15 protein-coding genes are annotated in these 22,597 nt (G+C 53.2%); 5 read left to right on the top strand and 10 right to left on the bottom strand.

What is annotated here, in order from left to right; genetic code table 11:
• Positions 1 to 29: 29 nt before the first annotated feature.
• The 3 genes from NP596_RS02340 to NP596_RS02330 all read left to right on the top strand — a co-directional run bounded on the left by NP596_RS02340 (position 30) and on the right by NP596_RS02330 (position 8,861).
• Positions 30 to 3,950, top strand: coding sequence for a PAS domain S-box protein (locus NP596_RS02340; RefSeq protein ID WP_256613600.1), 3,921 nt, complete (start codon positions 30 to 32; stop codon positions 3,948 to 3,950).
• Positions 3,940 to 4,839, top strand: coding sequence for a LysR substrate-binding domain-containing protein (locus tag NP596_RS02335; protein WP_256613599.1), 900 nt, complete (start codon positions 3,940 to 3,942; stop codon positions 4,837 to 4,839). The genes NP596_RS02340 and NP596_RS02335 overlap by 11 nt, the downstream gene beginning before the upstream one ends.
• Positions 4,840 to 5,003: 164 nt before the next feature.
• Positions 5,004 to 8,861, top strand: coding sequence for a non-ribosomal peptide synthetase (locus NP596_RS02330; protein ID WP_256613598.1), 3,858 nt, complete (start codon positions 5,004 to 5,006; stop codon positions 8,859 to 8,861).
• Here NP596_RS02330 and NP596_RS02325 read toward each other — a convergent pair.
• From NP596_RS02325 to NP596_RS02315, 3 genes are read right to left on the bottom strand one after another with little or no spacing between them, the layout of a single operon-like run.
• A complete protein-coding gene (locus NP596_RS02325; protein ID WP_256613597.1) occupies positions 8,784 to 11,102 on the bottom strand; it encodes a cyclic nucleotide-binding and patatin-like phospholipase domain-containing protein in 2,319 nt (772 codons plus the stop codon). The genes NP596_RS02330 and NP596_RS02325 overlap by 78 nt on opposite strands.
• A gap of 11 nt (positions 11,103 to 11,113) precedes the next feature.
• Positions 11,114 to 12,535 (bottom strand): Nramp family divalent metal transporter, encoded by a 1,422-nt coding sequence (locus tag NP596_RS02320; protein ID WP_256613596.1) that lies wholly within the window; start codon positions 12,533 to 12,535, stop codon positions 11,114 to 11,116.
• 40 nt (positions 12,536 to 12,575) lie between these two features.
• Positions 12,576 to 12,797 (bottom strand): DUF1289 domain-containing protein, encoded by a 222-nt coding sequence (locus NP596_RS02315; protein ID WP_256613595.1) that lies wholly within the window; start codon positions 12,795 to 12,797, stop codon positions 12,576 to 12,578.
• Positions 12,798 to 13,019: 222 nt separating this feature from the next.
• On the opposite strand from NP596_RS02315, the gene NP596_RS02310 reads away from it, so the two are divergent.
• Complete coding sequence (locus NP596_RS02310) at positions 13,020 to 13,610, top strand: LOG family protein (protein ID WP_256613594.1); 591 nt, start codon at positions 13,020 to 13,022, stop codon at positions 13,608 to 13,610.
• Positions 13,611 to 13,908: 298 nt separating this feature from the next.
• Here NP596_RS02310 and NP596_RS02305 read toward each other — a convergent pair whose 3' ends face one another.
• From NP596_RS02305 to NP596_RS02275, 7 genes are all read right to left on the bottom strand, one after another.
• Complete coding sequence (locus tag NP596_RS02305) at positions 13,909 to 14,352, bottom strand: type IV pilin protein (RefSeq protein ID WP_256613593.1); 444 nt, start codon at positions 14,350 to 14,352, stop codon at positions 13,909 to 13,911.
• A 290-nt stretch (positions 14,353 to 14,642) separates the two neighbouring features.
• Positions 14,643 to 18,317: a pilus assembly protein gene (locus tag NP596_RS02300; RefSeq protein ID WP_256613591.1), complete on the bottom strand. Its 3,675-nt coding sequence runs from the start codon at positions 18,315 to 18,317 to the stop codon at positions 14,643 to 14,645.
• 50 nt (positions 18,318 to 18,367) lie between these two features.
• Positions 18,368 to 18,898 (bottom strand): pilus assembly PilX family protein, encoded by a 531-nt coding sequence (locus tag NP596_RS02295; protein ID WP_256613590.1) that lies wholly within the window; start codon positions 18,896 to 18,898, stop codon positions 18,368 to 18,370.
• A gap of 14 nt (positions 18,899 to 18,912) precedes the next feature.
• Positions 18,913 to 20,301: a PilW family protein gene (locus NP596_RS02290; RefSeq protein ID WP_256613589.1), complete on the bottom strand. Its 1,389-nt coding sequence runs from the start codon at positions 20,299 to 20,301 to the stop codon at positions 18,913 to 18,915.
• Complete coding sequence (locus tag NP596_RS02285; protein WP_256613587.1) at positions 20,288 to 20,722, bottom strand: HEPN domain-containing protein; 435 nt, start codon at positions 20,720 to 20,722, stop codon at positions 20,288 to 20,290. Before NP596_RS02285 ends, NP596_RS02290 begins: the two co-directional genes overlap by 14 nt.
• Entirely contained in the window at positions 20,719 to 21,165 is a 447-nt protein-coding gene (gene pilV / locus NP596_RS02280) for a type IV pilus modification protein PilV (protein WP_256613586.1), read from the bottom strand. The genes NP596_RS02285 and pilV overlap by 4 nt, the downstream gene beginning before the upstream one ends.
• A gap of 3 nt (positions 21,166 to 21,168) precedes the next feature.
• Complete coding sequence (locus NP596_RS02275; protein ID WP_256613585.1) at positions 21,169 to 21,744, bottom strand: GspH/FimT family pseudopilin; 576 nt, start codon at positions 21,742 to 21,744, stop codon at positions 21,169 to 21,171.
• Positions 21,745 to 22,209: 465 nt separating this feature from the next.
• Between NP596_RS02275 and NP596_RS02270 the strand changes: the two genes are divergently transcribed.
• Entirely contained in the window at positions 22,210 to 22,572 is a 363-nt protein-coding gene (locus NP596_RS02270; protein ID WP_256613584.1) for a response regulator, read from the top strand.
• Positions 22,573 to 22,597 lie beyond the last annotated feature (25 nt).

Below are 22,597 nucleotides of genomic sequence, written 5' to 3'. Positions count from 1 at the left end.
GGCGTTTTTTCCGGAAACGGGGTCCCCGGATGCAAGGCTTATTATCTCCAGCTATTGCCGTGATGAATCGGTTGAGTTACGGCAAAAAAAATCTGTTGTTGTCGATTTTATCGCTGCTGGCCGTTTTGGTGGTCATCGCCAGCCTGTATCAAAGTCTGAATCGGGTGATCCAAAGATCGCAGTTGGAATTGGAGGGCTTGCGCCATTTAAACGCGACTGCGCAACTATTAAATGAACTGCAAAAATACCGCGGCCTATCCATGGCCGTGGCTGGCGGCATGCGGTCGATGCAGGATCGCCAATCCGAAGTGGAAGGCGAAGTCGACCGGGCTTTCATGGTATTAACGCGAGTTTTGCCGGCTGGCATGCAACAACGGTTCGGTTACGCGGCCATGCGGGAAAACTGGCAGCGTATCAAGCAGTCAAGGGATGATGGCGCCGATATCGAAGACATTTTTGCCGATCATGGCCGCTTGGTGGACAGCGTCTTGCAATTACAGGCCAATCTGGCGGATCAAACGAAGCTGCTGATCGATAACGAGCCGGACACTCGGCAGTTGATTCGCCTGTTAAGCGAAGAACTGCCGGACGTATTGGAAAAAATCTGTCAATTGCGTGGGCGCAGCATTGCCGCGATGGCCCAAAAAAATTTGACGGACGACCAGCGCATGGCGATGTTGTTCGCCAAGAACAACATCGAATTGCACATGGCTAAAATTGAAAATATTTTGCTCAAAACCGTTCAATATAATCCGGCTTTAGAAGTGCCTCTCTCGGCCATTCGGGACAGTCTGCATAACGCGGTTCATCTATTTACTCAGGTCGCTTTACCCGATATTTTACGGGGCGAATTTTCCCACGATTCGGAATATTTCGTATCGAGCGCGCTGTTCGTGGTGGATACGAATTACCGGCAGATCCTTGAAAATTTATTTCCCGCTGCCGACAAACTGCTTCAAGACCGTATCGAAAATGCCTATGACGTGCTCCGGCTCGGCATCGGCATACCCATGCTGTTGTTCGGTGCGTTGGCCTATTTGGCTATCGGCGCGCATGTTTCCGTATCCGGCGGCATGGCTGCCTTGGTGCGTTCGACCAAGGCATTCGCGCGCGGCGATCTCGATCAATCGCTACGGATTGCCAGCCGGGACGAACTGGGCCAGATGGCCGACAGCTTTAACCAAATGGCGGCCGGTTTCGCGCTTTTATTGAAAAGCCAGCAACAAAATGAAAAACGGCTGATCAGTATCGTCAACAGCGCCTTGGATGCCGTCGTACAAATGGATGCGGCGGGTTTGATATGCGGTTGGAATCGGCAGGCGGAAATCGTTTTCGGCTGGCGGGCCGATGAAGCAACAGGGGCCGAATTGCACACGCTGATCATTCCGGAACGCTTTCGGGAAGCCCATGGGAAGGGCCTAAAACGATACCTGTCGTCCGGAAACGCCAAGCTGGTTAATCAACGCATCGAGATTGTGGGGTTGCATAGGCAAGGGCATGAGTTTCCGATCGAATTGACCATTACGCCGAATCAGTTGCACGACGGTATTGAGTTCAGCGCTTTCATTCGCGATATTTCCAGCCAAAAACAGGCCTTAAAAACCTTGCAAGACAGCGAGTTGCGCTATCGGTTGTTATTCGAATCCTCGCGCGACGCCATCATCACCCTGTGCCCCGCTCGCGGTATTCTGTCGGGCAACCCCGCCGCCATTAGCTTGTTCGCCTGCCGGGATGAAGCGGAATTGATCCGGCAGGATCCGGTTAGCCTGTCGCCGCCATTTCAGAACGATGGTTTACCGTCCGCCGAGGCCGCCGCCTCAAAAATTCAACGGGCCATGGCGGAAGGATTTAATGAATTCGAATGGGTGCATCGGCGGTTGAACGGCGAAACCTTTATTGCCGAAGTACAGCTGAGCCCGATTGCCATCGGCCAGGGGACTATTTTGCAGGCCACCGTCCGCGACATTACCGAACGCAAACAGGCTAAAACGGAACTGCTGGCCAGCGAATCCCGATTCCGGGGCATATTGCGCACCATGGCCGATGCGGTCGTGCAAATCGATGCGTTCGGCCATATTTTATTGGTGAACGACGCCACCCTGGAATTATTCGGTTACCACGAAGAAGAGCTGATGGGCAACAATATCAAGCTATTGATGCCGGAGCCGCATGGTAGCCGGCATGACGAATACCTTAAGCGGCATCGCGAAACCCGCGGCCGCGTCATCATCGGCAGGCGGGTGGAATTTGAAGCCAAACACAAGAACGGCGATTTGATTCCTATCGAATTATCGGTGAATGAATTGATGGACGACGAGGGACATACCTATATCGGCGTGATTCAGGATATTAGAAAACGCAAAGCCGCCGAGTTTACCCAGGAGAGCGCGCGCCGGGAAGCCGAACATTTGGCCCATGTTAAAAGCGAATTTTTAGCCAATATGAGCCATGAAATCCGTACGCCGCTGAATGCCATTATCGGTTTGGCCAAGATAGCATTACGCGACCGTACCGGTTCGACGGCGGAACAGGCCAATAGCCGGCGGATATACGATGCCGGTATGCATTTACTGAACGTGGTCAACGATATTCTGGATTTTTCCAAAATCGAAGCCGGTAAAATGACCGTTGAAACCCAGCCTTTTAACCTTGCTTCGATCATCGAAGATGCCCTCGGTTTGATCGAACTGCGGGCCAAGGAAAAGCATTTGCAATTGGTGGTGGAAAAGTCGAAACATCTGCCGGAATGGGTGGTGGGCGATGCCTTTCGGGTACGGCAAATACTGGTCAATTTGTTATCCAATGCGGTCAAATTTACCGAACACGGCTATGTCAGCCTGTCCGTCAGGCAGGAACGTCGGCAAACGTTAATTACCGTCAGCGACAGCGGTATCGGCATCTCCGCGGAACAGAGGCAACGTTTGTTTGCCGCGTTCGAACAGGCCGACGGCTCTACAACGCGCAGATTCGGCGGCAGCGGCTTGGGGTTGGCCATCAGCCGTAATTTGGCGCGGATCATGGGCGGCGATATTTTCGTTAGAAGCCAGCCGGGGGTGGGAAGCCAGTTTTGCTTGAGCATTCCGTTACCGGCAACGCATCCGCGAGCCGAAGAGCCGGCGGCAAGGGTGAAAAACGGTCCCCGCCTATCGGGCCTGAGAATATTGGCGGCGGACGATGTAGAGCTGAACCGGTTGGTTTTGGAGGATTTGCTGGTTTACGAAGGCGCTGATGTGATTTTCGCCGAAAACGGCCGGCAAGCCTTGGAAAGGCTGGAAGAAATAGGTTATACGCAAATCGATGCGGTATTGATGGATATACAAATGCCGATCATGGACGGTTATCAGGCAACCCGCAAGATCCTTGAATTAGCCCCCGACCTGCCGGTTATCGGCTTGACGGCGCATGCCATGCCCGAAGAGCGGCAACGCTGTCTGGCGGCCGGAATGCGGGAGCGCGTTACCAAACCGATCGACAACGACCATTTGGTTAAAGTAATACTGCAGCATTTGCCCGTTAAGCCGCGGGACCGGTTGAATGAAGCGCCGGTTATCGAACAAGCCGGGCCGGAAAGTCCGCAACCGGAAACCGCCCAAACCGGGGCGATCGACTGGGCGGCGGTCCGGCAGCGTTTCGACGGGCGGCAGGATTTTATTCTACGGCTCATCGATAGTGCGCTGGATGGTTCCCAACAGGCTAACGCGCAAAAATTACGGCAAGCCTCCCATGACGAGGATTTTGCCGGCGTTAAGTTTGTAGCGCATGCTTTAAAAGGTTTTGCCGGCGTGTTTCAGGCGGCCGCCTTAATGGAGTTGGCGCAAGCGGCCGAAAAGGCCGCCAAGGTGCAAGAACCGCAGTGTCTGGAACTGTCCTTGAAATTAGCGGACTGTTTGGAACTTTTGTTAACGGAATTACAGCATTACCGGGAGATTGGTGCGGGCGATGAATCTTAATCAGCTGGAATTATTGCGCATTTTGCAAGAGACGGATTTTAACCTCAGCAAGGCGGCGGAAAAAATGCATGTGGTGCAATCGGCGGTCAGCCGGCAATTGCAATTATTGGAAACGGAGTTGGGATCGCCGTTGTTCGAACGCCACGGCAAACGGTTACTGGGGTTGACGCCGTTGGGAGAGCGCATCATGTGTGAAGTGGAGCAGATTCATCAGGCCAAGAAGAACATCCAAAGCATGGCCGACGATTTTCGCGCCAACCGGAACGCTACCCTGCATATCGCCACCACGCATACCCAGGCCAAGTATTTATTACCGGTGCCGGTGAAAAAATTCCGCCAACACTATCCGGGTATCAAAATTTATATGGTGCAGTCGTCGCCGGATAATCTGATCGATTTGCTGCACCGGCATCAGGCGGACATAGCCATTTGCACCGAAAAACTGGCCGACGACGACAGGTTGATTCTCAGGCCATGTTATCAATGGCACCACGTTGCCGTTGTCCCTAAAAATCATCCGTTGACTAGCGGCGAATTGACCTTGCAGCGCCTGGCCGCGGAACCCATTTTGACTTACAGCCCCGGCTTTACCGGGCGGTCGGCCATTGAAAAAGCCTTTAACGATGCCGAGTTGCAGCCGGATATTATTTTGGCGGCGGCGGATTCGGATGTTATCAAAACCTATGTCAGGCTCGGTTTGGGGGTAGGCATTATTGCGGAAACGTCTTACGAACCCAATAAGGACAGCGATTTGGTGGCGTTGGATTTAAGCCGGTTGATTCCGGCATCGGTGACTAAAATCGCCTATTTAAAGCAATTGTATTTACCCTCCTATTGCCGTTACTTCATCGATCAGTTGTTGGAACAAGCGCAATTAAAACACCGCTAAGGATCTCGCCAAAAATAATGGCTCATACGCTCCGAGCGATAAGTTTCGGCTTCGGGAAATTATGACTGACCAGTTCCTAACGCTTACAAGATAATTAAACAGCGTGGCAACGGCATAACGGCTTAAAATAGTCCTAAAACACTGATTTATTTTAATGAGCCGTTATGACTTTATCTTCCTCGGACTGCGTTGATGACGCTATTTTGTCAGCCTTGGCTGACAATCAATTGGCTGTCTGGTACGACCAAATCGCCCGCTCAAGCAGTCCGGTATATAACATCGGCGGCCGCTTGGCTATTTATGGCGAGCTGAATGTTGCCTTGCTGAAACGGGCCTTGGAGCTATTGGTTGCCCAAAATGCCGCATTCAGACTGGCAATAAGCCCAAGCGGCGGACGCATAATGCAGAGCGTGCGCCCGCATCTGCCGGTTGAACTGCCGTTTATCGATTTCTCGAATGAAGCCAACCCGGAAAGCTTGGCCGAGGCGTGGTTGCAAGAGCGGTTTAAGCAAGCTTTTCCCATCGGGGACGCAAGTATTTATTGGCAATTTGCCCTGCTTAAAATCAGTAACCGGCAATATGCCTTATTGACAAAATACCATCATCTGATCGCCGATGGCTGGTCGACTAAAATTGTCATCGATAGGCTGGCCGAATTATATAACGCCCTGCTATGCGGAATGCCGCCGCCGCTGCCGGAAACAAGCGGTTATCTGGATTATGTGGCTCAAGAAGCCCGCTATTTGAATTCCAAGTCATTCCTTAACGATGCCGCATTTTGGCGGCATGCCCTGCCGGAGCTGCCGGAACCCTTGATACGGCGGAAATATCCCGGCAACGGCCGCTTGCAAGCGGCCCGGGCCCATGTGCACCGGTTTAGCCTGAACCGGACATTTTACGACAGCCTGCAAAGCTGGGCCGGCGAACGGCAATCCAGCATCTATCATGTATTGCTGAGCGCGCTGAGCGTGTATTTTGCCCGCGCCCACCAGCAGCAACGCATTACCGTGGGCTTGCCGGCCTTGAATCGCGGCGGGGCCCGCTTCAAAAAAGTGGTGGGCATGTTCGCCAGTTTATCGCCATTGGCGATCGACATCGATCCGGAGATGTCGGTGCGGCAATTTATAAGGCGGATATCCTTAGCGGTTCGGCAAGTCCACAAGCATCAGCGTTATCCTTTGAGTGCTTTGCACCAGCGCCTACAGCTGTTGAAAAATCAACGCGAGAGTTTATTCGATTTGGTGCTGTCTTTCGAAAAACAGGATTATTCGGCGCGGTTTGGCGAAGCCGATGTGCATGCCCGGCAATTATTCAGTGGTTTTGCGCTTTACCCGTTGGCGGTGACTGTGTGCGAGTTTAATGCGGCGGACGACATCGAAGTGATTTTCGAGGCTGCCGAAACCTGTTTCAACCCAATTGAACTGGCGTTTTTAGCCCAGCGTTTTCAATGGCTCCTACGGCAGTTTATCGAAGCGCCCGACCTGCTTTTGCAAGATGTCGACTTGGTGCCGGCGGCCGAAAAACAATTTATCTTCCAACGCTTCAATTCCGCAAAACCCGCCGCCGGCTTCAACAGCGTCATCGGCCGGTTTTCGGCTTGGGTTGAACAGACCCCGAATGCAATAGCGGTCAGTCAGCAAAACCGAAGCGTGAGCTATGGCCTGCTGGACAGGCTTAGCGATCGACTGGCCGGGGAATTGCTGCGGCGGCGGATACCGAACGGCGCCGTGGTGGCAGTCTGCATGCCGCGTTGTATCGAAGCGGTGGTCGCTTTATTGGCCATTTTCAAAATTCGCGCGGTTTATCTGCCGATCGATGCCGATAGCCCGCCGGAACGCATCGAAACGATTTTGCGCCACAGCGAGGCGGTTGCCGTATTGGCCGTTTCAACGGCGGCGTGGATAGGCGCGCTGCATCGGTATTGTTTGTTTGTCGACCGGCTTGATGCGGCCGCTTCGTCCGGCGGAACGGCATGGGCCGAGCCGCGGGCGGACGAAGCGGCGTATGTGATTTATACCTCCGGCAGCAGCGGACAACCCAAGGGCGTCCAAATCCATCACCAAGCGCTTTCCCTGCGCCTGGACTGGTTGCAAGAGGCCTTCGCCATTCAGCGGCATGAAAGAGTTGGTCAGAGTATTCAGACCCATTTCGATCCGTCCCTAATCGAAATATTTCTGGCGTTGACCCAGGGCGCGCAGTTGGTTTTGGCGCCCGGGCAACGGTTAACCGCGGATGAATTCGCCGATTTCGTTTTGTCCGAAAAGATTAACGCTCTGGCATTGGTACCCAGTAGTTTGCGTCTGCTCATGCAAGGTTTGCCCGAATCCGGCGATGTGCCGTTAAGAGTGGCTTGCTGCGGCGGGGAAACTTTACCGCCCGCTCTAGCCAAGGCATTTATAGCCCGCACCGGTGCGAAATTGTGGAATGTATACGGCCCCACGGAAACCGCGATTTTGGCCAGCGCCTGGCCCTGCGGCATGGATGACGGCGAGGTGTTGCCGATCGGCTGGCCGGTGAGCAATACGCGGATTCTGGTTGTGGACAGGCGGTTGAAATTATTGCCGTTGGCCGTGCCCGGGGAAATCGTCATAGGCGGCGCCGGCGTGGGCCTGGGCTACTTGCGGCAGGAGGCGCTAAGCCGGCGGGTTTTCGTTGCCGATATTTACGACGAGGAGGAGGCAAACGCGCGCCTCTACAGAAGCGGCGACCAAGGCTATATCGGTACCGACGGACAATTATATTTCGCCGAACGCCTGGATCGGCAGGTCAAAATAAGCGGTTACCGTATCGAGCCCGCCGAAATCGAGAATCTGTTGTTGCGGCATGCCGCCGTGGATGCCGCGGCGGTGGTTGCGGTTGAAGAGCGGCATGGATCGAAACGGTTGGTGGCATACGTTGCGGCCGTGACGGATGCGCCCGACCTGCTGCGGGCCGAACTATCGGCTTTCCTGCGCGGACGCCTGCCGGATTATATGCAACCGCGGGCGATCAGCGTGCTGGACAGCATGCCGGTCGGAAATAACGGTAAGATCGCCTATGAGCGCTTGCCGAAACCGCAGCCTATCAATCGCCCGCGCGGGCAACCCGCACCCATGTCGGAGCTGGAAACGCAATTGTTGCTTATCTGGCGGCAAACGCTGAAAAATCCGGCTTTGGGTGTTGAAGATAATTTTTTCGAACAGGATACCGACTCCATCGCGGCCATCGGTTTAATCGCCGCCATCGAAAAATTGACCGGTTTTCGGCAATCCATGGCATTTTTAATGGCTTATCCGACAGTAGCGGCGCAAGCCGAGCGGCTAAAACAAAACCCTGTAGCCATGCAACCGTGCTGCGCGACGCTCACCGCTGAAAATCCGCACGTCAGTTTTTATTTGGCGGCGTCGGGCTACGGCGATCAGATGCGTTTCCAGGCCTTGGCCGATGCCTTGTCGGACTATTGCACGCTGCACGTGCTATATCCGCCCGCCGCCGGGAAAGAGCCCGCGGGTATAGAGGTTATCGCCGGCCACTATGCGCGTTTAATCAGGGAACAGTCGCCGCAAGCTTTTTATTTGGGCGGCTTTTCGATAGGCGGCGTGACCGCGCTTGAAACGGCCCGCCAACTCGAGTTGCAAGGGTTTCCGCCGCGGAAACTGATTTTGCTCGATTCCGTTTATCCGCGCTGGCCTTTGCAATCGGCTTGGCTGTTCAAAACCTTGCAAGGCTTGTCCGGTCTATGGGGATTCAATGCGATCTCCGTCAACGGCCGTAAATTGCGGGCCATGCTGACCGACCCGGGCATCATTCAGCAACTGGCCGGGTTGAGCCGGCATAGCATTCGGCCTTATTCCGGGCTGACATTATTGGTCATGTCCAGACGGATGAAGTGTTTGAAGCATTGGCTATTTTCCGGCTGGATCAAGTTATTCGGCGGCCAATTAAGCGTCGACTATGTGCCGGGCTTACATGGCGCCATGTTTAGCAGCCGGTATTTGCCCGCCCTCAGTCGGGCTATCAAGCGCGGTTTGCGCATGCCGTAACGGAAGGGCCGGGTTATTGCCCGGTTGAGTTTGCCAGCCTTTCAATCGCTCGCGGGTATATTGATAGCCGGCGTAGGCTATGGCCCGCGCCCGGTTGTAGCCGGTTAGCGGAAAATGTTTGACGGGCGGTTGCAGATACAGGTCCGCCAGACCTGCGCGCATCTTTTTTTGTTGGGCCAACCCGCCTATCATGCTGGCGCGAGTCAGTATTTGCACCATGCCCGGCATATTGATGCGCGGCGCCCAAGGGTTCAAGCGGCTCCATAATAGTTGCCAGCCGCTGACGCCTCCCAGGTTGTCCGTATTGTCGAGCAAGTCTTCCCGCTCGTTAACATCCACCGCAATAATGCGGCCGCCCGGGTTCAACTCCCGCATCACATCCACCGGCAGGTTGTTCAATAAGGCGCCATCGACCAGCAAGTCGCCGTTACTGACTTGCGGCGGGAACAGGCCGGGCGGGGCGTTGCTGCTGAGCAAGGCGGCCAGTAACGTTCCCTGGCGGTGGATCATCAGCGTGGCGCGGCTGATATTGCAGGATACGCAAAAAAAAGGCATCCATAAGTCTTCTATGTAGATGTCGCCGAATAGGTTTTCCAGGGCGTCGGTCATGGTCTTGCCGGAAAACAGCGAGACCAACGGTAATGTCATGCGATCGCCCCGCACGCAAAGTTGCCGGGTTTTTTCCAGCATGCGATTTTCATCCCACTGCAATGCGAATTCGGCGGCCAATACGGCGCCCATGCTGTTTCCGCCCACCATGTCCACCGCGATTCCCCGCTCTTTTAGAGCTTTGAGTACGCCGATATGGGCAAAGCCCCGCGCCGCGCCGCCGCCTAAAACCAAACCCAGTGCGTTGCCGGTCATGAAGCGCGCCAAACGGTCGAAGTCGCTTTGCAGCTGTTGCCTGACATGGTAGTGCGAGTCCAATTGCCTGGGTTTTAACCAGCGGGATGTACCGATAGGGGTTTGAGCGTTCTTGGGGTGCTGTAGTACCAGGGTCTTTTTGACGGCGTTAGCGTTGAGTTCCGCCAGCAATTGCGCTTCAAGCGCCGCGATATCGGGGCGGTCTTCGGCGTCGGCCAGGAACAAGACATGGTCGGCCTGGCGCAGACAGCGGCGCGTCCAGGGGTTGAGGCGGGCATCGGCCAAGTAGACGATGTGTTCGTGCGCCAGTTCCTGTTCGGAAAGCCACTGTACCAGGCTGGCGTTATCCAGGTTGTTGAAATCGCACTGGGCGGCGTCCGGGCGCATGAACGCCTGATCGACGATAGTGCTGGTCAATACCCGGGCAAGACCGTGGTTTTGTAAACCTTTGAGCAAGCATCGGCAAAACTCGAATGGGTCCAAATGCGGCGATAAATTGATTAAGGCAAAGGTATTGGCGGTATTGGTTTTTACTTGCGAGTTTTTTTCCAGGCGATTGATGAGACTTCTGACAAAGGTTTGGTTGATTTCCAAAGGGTGCTGTTTTAACAGGCGCTCGAAGGCATTCCGGTTCAAGTAGGCTACCGTCGAGTCGCGAATGGCAAACACATTGGCCGCGCGTTTACTGCCCGAGATCAAGCCCACCTCGCCCACTGTTTCCCCGCGGCCGATCACGGCGAGCATTTCGGGTTGGCGGTTTTCGTTTTCCCGGCAAACTTGAAATTGGCCGTTGATGACGATGCACATATATTCGGCCGGGTCGGACTGTTTTAATAATAGGGTATTGGCGGGGATGGATTTAATGGTTAATGCGTTAATCAAATCGCGGGCTATCTGTTCGTTCAGGCCGATGAACAGGCTGGACAGGCGCAAGGCCAGCATGGTCTGATTCCAGCCCAGCCGTCTGACCAAACGGGTGGTGATGGGTGTGAAATCCTCGGGTTGTTGCAGCAGCAAGGCGCCGAAGGTTTTCATGGGCCAGAATAATAACCGGCAATCGGTCAAAGCCAAGGCGCTGGTCGAGCGTATGCTGTTGCCGCATAACAGAAACTCGCCGAACAAATGGCTTTTACTGGAATGAGACATGATCAGCCGGTTATTGTCGTGCTCGCTGAAAATTTGCACTGTGCCTTGCACGACCAGATATAAGCCGTCGGCTTCCTCGCCTTGTCTGAAAATCAGCGTGTTTTGAGCCACGGCCATGAATTGCAGACAGTCCGCAATGGTGGCCAATAAATCCTGGCGGGAGCCGGCCACTAAAATGTTTTGTCCGATCAGCTCGATTAATTGCGAGCGAGAGGGTGGGGTAGAGCGCATTGCCATGTGCTTCAATAGCCCAGGCTGGATTTAAGGTATAAAACAGCCAGTGTTACATAGACCAGGAAACTGAGGCCCAGCAACCAAGGTCGGCCGCGGGGACGGGCCCATTCGGGCAAGTGCGGCGGCAGAAGCTTATGATTCAGCCGGTACAGGGCCAGCGGAAAAATAATAGTGCCGATGAAGCCGATCAAGGCGCTGGTTAAAATCAAGGGCCCCGGCGCATCCAGTTGCATGGTAAGCGAGGTGATCGCGGTCAGCAACGCCAGAAAAATGTAATACCAACGTCTGGCCGGCAGGCGGCGGCTGGCGGGAAACAGCGTCATGACAATGTCGGTTTGGATACGGCTAACGGCGTCGGCGGTGGCCAGCCAGGTGTCGGTCAAAAAGGCGGCGGCAATCACTAAAAACAGCAGGCGGCCGATTTCGCCCCAACTCACCGCAAAAAATTGGCTTTGCACTACGGCCAGTTCGTATTCCTGCGGTAGCAAGCCTTTGGGAAACAATAACGCATACGCCAACAGGCAAGTCATTAGGGTGGTGAACAAATTACCCAGAATGCCGACCATGATGTCCGTGCTCAAAAACCGCCGCCAAAGCGACCAGTTTTCGGCGCTTGGCCTGTCGTCGCTCGGTAGATAGCCGTCGCTGAGCACGGCTTCCTCGGCGCCGCCCAGTCCGGTGATGCGTCCCACCAGACCGGCCATGCCGGCGCCTTTGTCGCGCAGCCAATAGGAATAAAACAAAATCCAGAAACCGCCCAGGCCGGCAAAGGTAATGGCGGTCAGCAGTTTGCTGGCGTCCGCCGCCTCCCATGGGCGCGGGCTGGCCTCGGTAGGCCCGAGCAGACCGCGCATAAAACCGGGTAAACTGGCGACAACTTCCGCTTGCATGCAGGCCGATAGCAGGCCGATGACGGTCACCAGCGCCACCAGTTTCATGAATCGCTCGATCAAGGTATACACCACACCGCTGGCCAGAATGGCGCTTACGAACACTGCAATCGACGCATAGCCCCAAAACAGGCTTTGGCCGCGCTGGCTCCAGCCCGCCGGCCAGTGGGTGAGTTCCGCCATGGCGGTGCCGCCCGCCGAGGCGAACGCGCCGAACCACAAAAAAGAAACGCTCATCAGCAGCCACAAAAATATGCCGAAGCCGCGGTGCAGGCGAATGAAGCCATGAAAAATACTTTCGCCGGTCAGCAAGGTATAACGGCCGATTTCCAGATTCAATGGGTATTGCAGCAGGCAGGCGGGGGCTAGCAGCCAGATAAAGGTCAAACCGTATTTGGCCACCATGTAGGGCCACCAAATCAACTCCCCGCTACCCTGCGCCAGCGCCATCCACACCACGCCCGGGCCCAAGGCGGCCCACCAGCCGGGAAATGCCGGTACCGAGCGGCGGGGGAGGTGCTGTAAATCGGCGATATTCATGGTTAGGCGCGGCTGGGGAAAATGATGGCGGAATTGTCGATTAAGCCTGGCCGGCTTCTCTGGCTTTTTGCAGCTTTTTCAAAATGCTTTTACCGATGGCGGCGACGAATTCGTCCGGATTCTCGTAGTCTTGCGCCTGAATAAAGGCTACCGCGGCTTGCACGATTTGTTTGGTGCCGGCGATCTCGGCATGCGAACGTCCGCAACCTTCGCAGTGGCTGCCTTCTTTGGTGCATTGGTCGATACAGGGATTGAATTTCATGCGGGTTTCCTTGGTTACGAAGCGTGGATGGTATCTTGCTATTGTATGTCGAGGGCTTAAGGTTCGGCAAAAGTTAGGTTTTTGCATTTTTAGCCATTTCGCGCGCCTGGCCGGTATTTCGCGGCGAATGCAGTTTTATCGCTTGGCGGGTGGGTAGCGATGCCATCCTGAAGTACAATTTTGTAATCATTATTCAGTTAACAACTTACCGGCGGCACAACAATGGCAATTATTAAAAGTATATGCGTGTACTGCGGCTCCAGCCCCGGCCGGCGCGAAGTCTATGCCGATGCGGCGGCCGCGCTTGCCAAGTCGCTGGTCAGCAGAAATATTGTTTTGGTCTACGGCGGGGCCGGCATAGGTATCATGGGAACGTTGGCCGATCAGGTGTTGCGGCTTGGCGGCGAGGTTGTTGGCGTTATCCCCAAGGCGCTGTCGCATAAGGAAGTTGCGCATCCGCGGTTGACGGAGCTGCATGTTACTGCCTCCATGCATGAACGCAAAATGCGGATGGCCGAATTGTCCGACGGCTTTATCGCGCTGCCGGGCGGAATCGGCACGCTGGAGGAGTTGTTCGAGATTTGGACGTGGGCGCAATTGGGTTTTCATCAAAAACCCTGCGGTCTATTGAATGTAGACGGGTATTACGATGCATTGATCGGCTTTTTGGATCATGTTCTGGCCGAGCAGTTTGTAAGAACCCAGCATCATCGCATGTTGATGGTGGAAACCGACCCGGAGGTATTATTGGACCGCTATGCCAACTATCAACCGCCCGTCGCGAAGCATTGGATCGGCAGGGATGAAATTTGATGTATGTAAGGTAAAAGCCAAAATGTAGGTTAGTGTGGCCGTAACCCAACAAAATCAAAATGTTGGGCTTCATTGCATTTAACCCGTCTTTTGTGTAATGGGGGTAAAAAATCTTCTCCAGCCTTTCTTTTTCAAAGGGGGTAATCGTATGATTTGGTGCGATAGCAATTCCTGGAAATTGTTTATGACCATATACTTGGCTTTGTGATGGTATTGCTGGATGGGTTTGGCCTCTCTTAGAGATTTCACCTACATAACTTAAAGAAGATAGAAGGTATTCATAAACGAGGCGGATTTGTTACCAGCAATTGGTAGCTGTTCCATCTACCGCTCTTGCTCCCGTCTGCGTAAGGGTAAATGTGCCGCAATCATCGCCGCTTTGCGGACCGGTAGGCGCCGCGCTTAATGTATAACTGCTGGCGGTGGCGGCGCTGATCGTTATTGTGTAATAGGTTTGGGTTTCCGCCGCAACGGTGTAAATTGCAGGCGCGCCGGTATCTTCAAGGTTTGTACCGCAACCGGTGTCGGTTCCGGACGCATCCGCCGCATCGCAATAACTGTTTCGCTCGGTAAAACGTCGTTCCATGGCGTTAGCTAATCCCAGCAATGCTGCTTTCGCGTCCGCTCGGCGCGATTTGCGTACGCTGTCTTGATAACTGGGGAGTGCGATACCAGCCAGGATGCCGATAATTGCCACGGCAACCATTAACTCGATAAGAGTAAAAGCTTTTTGTTTTTGCATAATGTCGATGAAAAAAAATTAACTTGGCGGAAGGCTCGATTTGTCTATAGGTTGTGTCTCGGGGATGTTACCGTCCGGTGCTGGGTATTCATCCTTAGGACCCTTATCAGTGTCGTGATTGTCATGCCCAATTTCGCGATCGCTTGGTTGCAAAGGGTAAGAAGCACTCGACTTGCGATTGTCCTGCTGCGCGGTGTTGGAATCCCTATCGGTCGCGGTTACCGATAGGGGTGAAGACACCAGGGCCAAAATCATTAGCGATAGTAATATATTTTTCATGAGTGCGCCCCTTAATGGCGTATTTCTTGCCATGAGTTTCTTTTCATGTTCGATAAAGGTGTAGGAGGCGTTGGAGTTGGTGGTGGGGCAGGTGGCCTGACCCTACGCTTCTCTATAGTTGAACCGCCGCTTGTTCCCGGGGTGTATTGGTAATCCGTTAAGAAACTTGAAGAGGCGGGCAAGCCGCGCGTAAATATTTGACCGGTTGCGGCGTAAGTTGAACTCCCCGAGAGCAACAGGTCGGTACTGTCGATTGTATTATCGCCATTCAGGTCGAATGGGGCAATTTCAGGTCTGCCTCCGGTTACAAGATCGATAGACATTAACACCCCGGAGCCGCCCGCGCTGCAAACCGTGTTTTCCGGGATCCAGGTATTGAAGAACAGAAAATCTCCGAAGACATCGGGATCGACAATCACTCGTTCGCCGGTATTTTGCGTCAATCTGATAAACCAACCGTGTTTAGTAGCATAGTCGACCGTGTTGTTGGTCAATACGGTAAACCGGTTGGAAACGTTGACGCCGTTATTGGTGAACGTATTGGATAGAAACGTTTGTTCGACCAACTGCGCCGAGGTGATAGCGGCCGTGCCATGATCCCAAACGCCATAAAAGGCTTGAACGTCGGTGTTAGTCACGTCGGTGTCGACCAAATATTGTCCAGTGCCGAAAAATACCAGTACGTTAGGTGCTATGCCATTTGGTTGCGAGGGATGGGTTACCAATGCCGGTTTACTAGTAATTGGCTTGCCGGCGATGAACAATGGTTGCCCGGAATAAGCCACGGTCCAATTAGCGGCAGATGAGTTAGATACATCGAACGCCCACATATTGCCTTTTAAATCGCCCGCATAAATCCTGTCGATAACGTGATCGCCGGTTATGTCGGCGGCAAGCGGAGTGGACAAACCATTGCAATCGCTGGTCGGGTCGATACAGTCGTTGTTGACGATGCTGCCTATGCCTGTGCTTATTTCGATATAGTCCGTACCTGGAGTCCAGACGCCATCCAAGCCGCCGTCTAGAAACAAAATAAATAACTTGGCTTGTCCGTCCCCGGTATTGTTATAACCGTTGCCTATAATGGCGGCCCAGCGGCCGTTCGGCATCAGGCCGATACTGGGTTTGCTGAAGGAAAAGCCCAAGTCGGCATCATTGTTGTTGGTGAATTCCCATAACGCAATTTGGCTGGCATTGGCTTCGGAAAACGTTGCTGGGTTAGTGATATCCAGCGCGAATACGCCTTTGCCGCCGGCGCGTTCTCCGCCGACTAAAACGGTATGCCAATACGTGCCCGTACCGGTATTGATATACACATCTTCAACGGCCGAAGCCAAGTCAACGTAGAAACGATGCGTGTAGGCAGGGTCGGTTAAATAATGCAATCCGTTGAGAGGGTCGCCCGAACTGAATAAATTACCCGGTATGTATGCAAGGGTTTCGCTGCCGTCGGCGGCCGAAAACCCGTGCAGCATGCCATCGTTGGCGCCTAGATAGACCATTTCGGCGCGGTTTATATTGTTGGCGGCAAAATCGCTATATTTGTTTCCGGTTGTGATTGGAAATGGCGCACTATCCGGCCATGCGGAACGCGGCGAGCCCACGAAAACAGGATCGGAATTGACAATATCGCCGAGCAATTTGCTACGGTCCCTAAAGCTATAAGTACCGTTTAGGCTTTGTTCGTTGCTTCTATCGCCACGCAGATAATTTAGGCGCGCCTGCCCTTTGGCATCATCGGTGCCAAGGGTGCCGTTGGGATCGGTTAATAGATCGTTCCTCTGCGCGGTTGTCAGATTAGCCCATTGAAAAGGAATGCCATCGCCGCCGTCGTGGGTCAGGATGGTACGTGTCGTTACCGGATTGGCGCGGTTGTCCAAAATATCCGCGGCCCCCGCGGGATTGCCATTGACAGACCAACTTTGGGTTGTGGCCACATCCCCGTTTGTGGTGTTGAGGGCAAAAGCCAGCAGGTCGCCGCTCCATTTGTTGTTCAGATTGTTGAATTGGGCCAAAAAAACCGCGCTGGAGCCGGTTAAAGTGGTGGTGTTGAAAGAAACCGAGGCGGCACTTCCCGAGCGGTCGCCAATACTGGCCAGCGCCGTGGTCAATGCCGAGTTAACAGCTTCCGGCGACGAAGCCGAGACGAAAGCGCCGCGGCCGTTGTAAGCGGCGTGCCAGAGATCGTCTATTTTTTCCGGATCGCTATCGAATGGGTCTCCCCAGTCATCATCTTCGGCCAAGCCCGGTGCCGTGCCCGGCCAGCCGTCGCCATCGGCGTCGGTTAATAACCCGCTTAAACCGAAGGCAACTCCAAAAGTAACCATGTGTTGATGATTGACGGTATCGAACACGCTGTTGGGTACGTTATCGGCCAAGGGGCTTAAATCGCGGGTGTAATAGTATCTTGCAACGTCCGCCAGGGTTCGGCTGTGGCCGTCGTCGTCCGCATCGCCTATGGCCGTGGCGGGATTGCTGCCGTTCCAATAGCCATCGGTCAGTAACAGGGCAAAGTTTTGCTGGCATTCTTGAACAATAGGATCGGTCCTATCGTCTGTGTTGTCGAAGTATTTACCGACCCGTTCCAGTCCGCGCCGCAGCGGAGTGCTCGACTCGGGCCAGTTGAAGCTAAATAAATCGCTAATAAGGGTTGAGTTGTGAGAGGCAAAATTAGCGTCTAAATCCGGTACTTCGGTAAAAAACGTACTGCTGTTGATCGTGTTCAAACCGTAGCGAAAGCTGGGTTTTTCCGATATGACCTTGGCAATGGAGCCTTTAGCGACGAACGAGCGGCGGCGGGAATATTGATACCAGTTGGCAATGTTTTGTTTTTCCTCGGCCAGGGTGCGGCCGTTCAGGCCGGTTGTCAGGGTAGTGGAGGCCGCCGACGCATTCAGCCGGCCTTTATTGGTGCCGTTGGCGGTTGGGGAATACGTGATGACATCCCTGGTGATTGAGGTGGCATTGACGGTATAGCGGGTATGTTCGTCCCAATAATCCATTAGGCCATTGGCGCCGACGGTTCTATCGATGTTGGTGCCGCGATTGGGGCGGGTACCGTTGTAGCCGTGAGTGTCAGACCAGACTTCAAATATAAAACCGGTCAGGTTTTTGGTGTCGTCGTAGCCGGATTCGCCGCTTTTGGGGTTGCTTCTGACCGACGTGAAGCTGGCGTCCGGCATGGCGGTGCCGTCGCCGTTCTGCCATGGTAAATAAGTGATGTTTGGGTTGTAATACAGCACATTTAGGTCGGATGAACGAACCCGCCACTCATAATTACGCACATCGGAAACGCAATTTTCCAATTTCGGATAGTCATCCGCATTACAACCGTTGTTGTAGAGATTGTCGTCATTGTCGAATATGTAGGCATAGCTGCGAAAGGCGGTACCGGAATAAATTCTTATCAAGCCGTCGTTTAATACGCCGCCGCAATCGGTACTGCCAGTGTTACCCGGGCTATCCCTATCGTATGCGCAGGCGTGCCAATAGTTTTTAGTCAGGATCTCCCAATCCATCGAACCCGAATCGTCCAGTTCGAAGAAGACATTGGGGGGTACGTTGCTCATGGTGAACAATGGAGAATTGGCCAGTATACCCGGTGCCGCTTGCGCCGGTATTGCTACCAGAGCGGGCATTAAAAAGCCGATAGACCAGAAAATGAATTTGGATAGCTTGGTATTCATGTTTAACTCCGGGCCAATCGGCCTGAGCGGGTAAATGAGCGATGCATACTTTAAGGTAGAAACGTAGAGTCGCCGCCAAAATGGCTTTGCAAAATAACTTCCGTGGCATCCTGACCGCCGGTGCCTCTGGCCGTCACGATGAAACTGATCGGCGTGACCGGTGGGCCGGGGTTATAAGCGGTCACATAGGTAATGAAATAGCGCGGTTGCGTGCCGACTTCGCTGCTACCCGTATTATGCGTAACGGATTTGTTGTCGTCTGTCCAGGTGGTGGCGGTTTCCGGGTCGGGTGGGGCGTTATTGCAACCCGCAACGGTGGAAAATTGGCCGGCCGTGCCGGTGCAAAAAGCCTGAATCGAGCCGGTGCCGCCGTTCCACAAGGTTTCGATTCTGGCCTCGCCGGCTCGCAGCGCCGCTTCTGCGGATTGAAAGGCCAAATTCCTATCCCGGTTGTTGCCGGCCATTTTTTCTTCCAATGAGGTGCTCTGTACGCCGGACACGCCGATGATGGTCAGCAGCAGCAACATGATCAAGCTCACGACCAGTACCGCTCCGGCTTGATTATTTGAGATGTTTGGCATGTCGGTCTCCTCCTTTAACGCAGACGGTTTCGCAAGGCGATCGTAGTGGTGAAGGCCCGGCGCAAGCGGCGGTCCGCAGGCGTTATATCATCGGCGCCGTTGTAGTCATAAGGTACCGCGTTGGCGGATAAATTGTCGGCAATCGTTCTGGTTAGCAGACTGATGCGGACGCTGACTACCAGGGGCCAGTTAGCAGCGATTATACTGTTTGCGGTCAGATAGGAATTCGGCGTGCCGTCCGCATCGGTATCCACGCCGTAAGTAATTTGCATGTCTTCTATGCCTTCAATCAATTCCTGCGCCGACATGGCATTGGTGGCATTGCCGGAAGTGGTTAATTCCGAACGGTATAAGGCCGGTTGGTTGCCGGGATTGAGCCTGATGTAATAAGCGTAGGTTTTCAGTCTGGCAATTTGAGCGCCGGGACCGTAACTTTTGGTAAATGTTGCGGGTGCGGTATTGCCGGGCGTAAAAGTATTATTTACGGAATGCACCACATTCACGCCGCTGCCGCCGCCTATATCCGTCGTGTTGGTGGCCTGAAAAATAGTGCCTTGCGTGCAGTCGGTTACCATCAAAATTTCGCCTTCGTGGCAGGTGCTCGCGCTGGCGGCCGGGCAATCGGCATTGAACGCGGGGTCTACAAACATTTGGGCGGAGTCCGAATAGGGCGCTATCAACGGTATGTTGTCGCCGAATAAGCCGCGCATGGCGATGACATCCGTGCCGACCACGACATTGGAAATCACGGTGAAAGCATTGGTGACATCGTTGTAACCCATCAGAGGATTGGATATATCCCAGGCAAAATCGGTTTGGTCATCGAGTTCGTTTTCGACATTGGCCATGCTGAAATTATTGCTCAAACAGCCGAAAAAACCGGCCATCCGCACGTCCTGGCTGATAAATTCCATGGCAAAACGGCCGTTTTCCTGCAATCTGGATAAACCCTCCTGCATGCGGTAGGTTTGTTTGGTATTTAAGAAAATTTGTAAAACGCCCGCCAGCAAAAAAATGCCCAGTAGCATGGCGATTAAAATTTCTATCAACGTCATGCCTTGCTGGTGCAGGCCATCGCTGGCTGTTTGCCGAGGGCGATGCAGGGGATATAGGGATGATTTGATGGTGTCGTCGAGCTCTGCCACCGATTGACAAACGAGTATGTCATAGGGGGTTTTCCAGTCGCTCAATTTGTCGCAGGCCTGGGCATAGACTTCTTTTGTCCGTTCTTTGGGGGCCAGAATCATGATGTCTATATCGGAATAACCATGAAACTGGCCCGAGGCGAAGGAGCCGAACAAATAGACGGGATAGGGAAAAACCGCAAACCGTTGCTGGAGATTGCTGATTACCTCAGCCTGTCTTTTAGCTCTTGCGCTCTGTATAAGCCTATTGAGTTGCATAGAGTTTTTCCAAAATTAGCAAAGTTTCATTGACAGTGTGCATGGCGGTCAGCGCCTGTCTTTCCGTAATGAGATCGACAGGTGCGCTCGATGAGGACGGATAGCGAGCAATGGTTGTGTATTGGCTCAGCTCTTTGAAATGGTCGATTAGTTCATCGTCAAACAACTTCTGCGTTAATGTCTTATTACAATCTTTTGCCAATTCATGCACGGAATGGGTATGTCTAAAGGCAACACCCGCCGAGCTGAGTACGAACTTCAAAGCTTTTTCGCAGGCTTGCTGAGTGTGGTAACAAGCGCCATCCCATTTTTTGGCGCCAAATAAAATCAGGGCCATTTCCTGAACATTGAGACTTTGGCGCAACCAAGCATATTGGTTACCGGGCGTGGTCGCAATGTTATGCAAGGCCGGCGTATTCATAGTCGAAAGCTGGTTTGAAAACTGGGATTGTTGGAATTATCGCCGTCATGGTCGTCATCCCAGGTAATAGTTATAGTAAAGACGTTTCCGGCAACTGCGATGGTGCCGGAACCGCCAGGTAAAACATCCGTTAAAGTGGCGTTCCATTGAAATAGGTCTGTTTCCGCCATTTGGGCGGGTGTGCAGCCGGTGGCGGTTGAGCACGCAGCCGTTTCGGCGGCGTCCGGAGGATCGGTTGTCGTGTAGGTGGTAACGCCAGCGACGTTGGCCCGCATTCTGTCGGCAATATCGTAAGCTAACTGAGTTGCCTGGCTGCGCGTATAAGCGCTTTGATTATTTTTTAGGCCGACAGTCTGAATGCCCGCCAAACCCAACAGGCCGATCGCCAATATGATTACGGCAACCAACACTTCGATTAGCGTAAAGCCTTTATGCGTTTTCATATATCAAAAACCTGAGGTGCAAGAGGTAATTTCATTGCCATCTTCCTTTTCGGGGATTCCGTCATCGTCGGCATCCGATGCCATGCGAACCCGGCCGACAGCGTTGACTATCATTAGCTTGGCCCCAGTTACCGAGCCGGCATTGCACATGGCAAAACTGCCCGGCTGATTGCTGGTGCCGTTGGGCTGGTAACGGATGAAATTAACGACGTTGTTGTTACCGCGCAGGGTAATATTGGTGGGTAATGCCGGATACACTCTCAACTCGATATCCGTGCCGGCATCGAGTACGTTTTCCTTGGCGTTCGTGGAGCGGTCTATGTCTACAAACACTTGCCAGCCGTCTTCCCAATTCGTAGCGGTTTTTTTTACCACCACATGCTGGCCGCGCTTGATGGCCTCGCTTCTGGCTAAATTCAGCGAAGTTATGAATTCGTTGGTATTGGCTGTCAAACGGCTTCCGATGATGACCGAAGTAAAACTAGGTATAGCAACGCCCAGCAAAATAGCCGCAATCGCTATCGTTACCATGAGTTCGATCAGGGTGAAACCTAAACTTTCGACAGGTTTACTGCACATGGTTGCCTCTGTTTAAGGTGTTCGGAGGATATTGCCTATGGTTAGGAAGGCTATCATAAAGCATTGTTTTATCTGTTAAACGAATCACAATATTTTGTTTGTTAGGTTCGGGCCGATCGGATATGTGAAACGCGGCATTCCGGCTAAATTTTGTTCCGCTAATAATAGATCAAGATTTAATTATCGGTTGATTATGCTGCATTTGTAGGAACCTGAAATTTTAAAATTTGTTGATTTTGGGTGGATTGCCGGTAGTCTGTATTCGTTTGTTGTGTCTGTTAAACAGTTCGCATAAACAGGCTTAGCCGTTGTTTCGGTTTTAATTCCCATTAGAATGTCCGAATACAGTGCCGGTTACGGTTGCCGCCTTTCAAGGTTTGCTTCGGTTTTTTGACGCAGTGATTGTTAATTGGGTTTTTTTGGGTTTAGATATGCTTACTTTTCAACAGTTCTAGGAGTTAAACAGTGGCGACAATACTTGCAGTCGATGATTCCGCATCCATGCGACAAATGGTTTCCTTTACCCTGAAAGGGGCGGGTTACACGGTTGTGGAAGCGGTCGACGGTCTGGATGCTTTGAATAAAGCCAAATCGCAAGCGTTCGATTGCGTTGTGACAGACGTCAATATGCCCAATAAGGACGGCATTAGTTTGATTAAGGATTTAAGGGCTTTACCGAACTATAAATTTACGCCGATGCTGATGCTGACCACCGAGTCCGGCATGGACAAGAAGCAGCAGGGCAAAGAGGCGGGAGCGACGGGTTGGATCGTAAAACCGTTTAATCCCGATCAATTGCTTAAAACCATCAAAAAAGTGTTGGGTTAACAGCCCGGCAATCTCCGAGCGGATA

Origin of the sequence: Methylomonas rivi (assembly GCF_024505165.1) — a bacterium.
GTDB lineage: Bacteria > Pseudomonadota > Gammaproteobacteria > Methylococcales > Methylomonadaceae > Methylomonas > Methylomonas rivi.
The sequence above is the reverse complement of the archived record's forward strand: the minus strand, read 5'-3'. Positions and strand labels throughout refer to the sequence as shown.

Excerpts from the sequence above, each read along its gene's own strand:
- NP596_RS02320 (WP_256613596.1), bottom strand. The coding sequence starts at position 12,535 with ATGAATATCGCCGATTTACAGCACCTCCCCCGCCGCTCGGTACCGGCA.
- NP596_RS02285 (WP_256613587.1), bottom strand. The coding sequence starts at position 20,722 with ATGAATACGCCGGCCTTGCATAACATTGCGACCACGCCCGGTAACCAA.
- NP596_RS02310 (WP_256613594.1), top strand. The coding sequence starts at position 13,020 with ATGGCAATTATTAAAAGTATATGCGTGTACTGCGGCTCCAGCCCCGGC.
- NP596_RS02300 (WP_256613591.1), bottom strand. The coding sequence starts at position 18,317 with ATGAATACCAAGCTATCCAAATTCATTTTCTGGTCTATCGGCTTTTTA.
- pilV (WP_256613586.1), bottom strand. The coding sequence starts at position 21,165 with ATGAAAACGCATAAAGGCTTTACGCTAATCGAAGTGTTGGTTGCCGTA.
- NP596_RS02330 (WP_256613598.1), top strand. The coding sequence starts at position 5,004 with ATGACTTTATCTTCCTCGGACTGCGTTGATGACGCTATTTTGTCAGCC.
- NP596_RS02315 (WP_256613595.1), bottom strand. The coding sequence starts at position 12,797 with ATGAAATTCAATCCCTGTATCGACCAATGCACCAAAGAAGGCAGCCAC.
- NP596_RS02290 (WP_256613589.1), bottom strand. The coding sequence starts at position 20,301 with ATGCAACTCAATAGGCTTATACAGAGCGCAAGAGCTAAAAGACAGGCT.
- NP596_RS02295 (WP_256613590.1), bottom strand. The coding sequence starts at position 18,898 with ATGCCAAACATCTCAAATAATCAAGCCGGAGCGGTACTGGTCGTGAGC.
- NP596_RS02325 (WP_256613597.1), bottom strand. The coding sequence starts at position 11,102 with ATGCGCTCTACCCCACCCTCTCGCTCGCAATTAATCGAGCTGATCGGA.
- NP596_RS02305 (WP_256613593.1), bottom strand. The coding sequence starts at position 14,352 with ATGCAAAAACAAAAAGCTTTTACTCTTATCGAGTTAATGGTTGCCGTG.
- NP596_RS02275 (WP_256613585.1), bottom strand. The coding sequence starts at position 21,744 with ATGTGCAGTAAACCTGTCGAAAGTTTAGGTTTCACCCTGATCGAACTC.
- NP596_RS02335 (WP_256613599.1), top strand. The coding sequence starts at position 3,940 with ATGAATCTTAATCAGCTGGAATTATTGCGCATTTTGCAAGAGACGGAT.
- NP596_RS02340 (WP_256613600.1), top strand. The coding sequence starts at position 30 with ATGCAAGGCTTATTATCTCCAGCTATTGCCGTGATGAATCGGTTGAGT.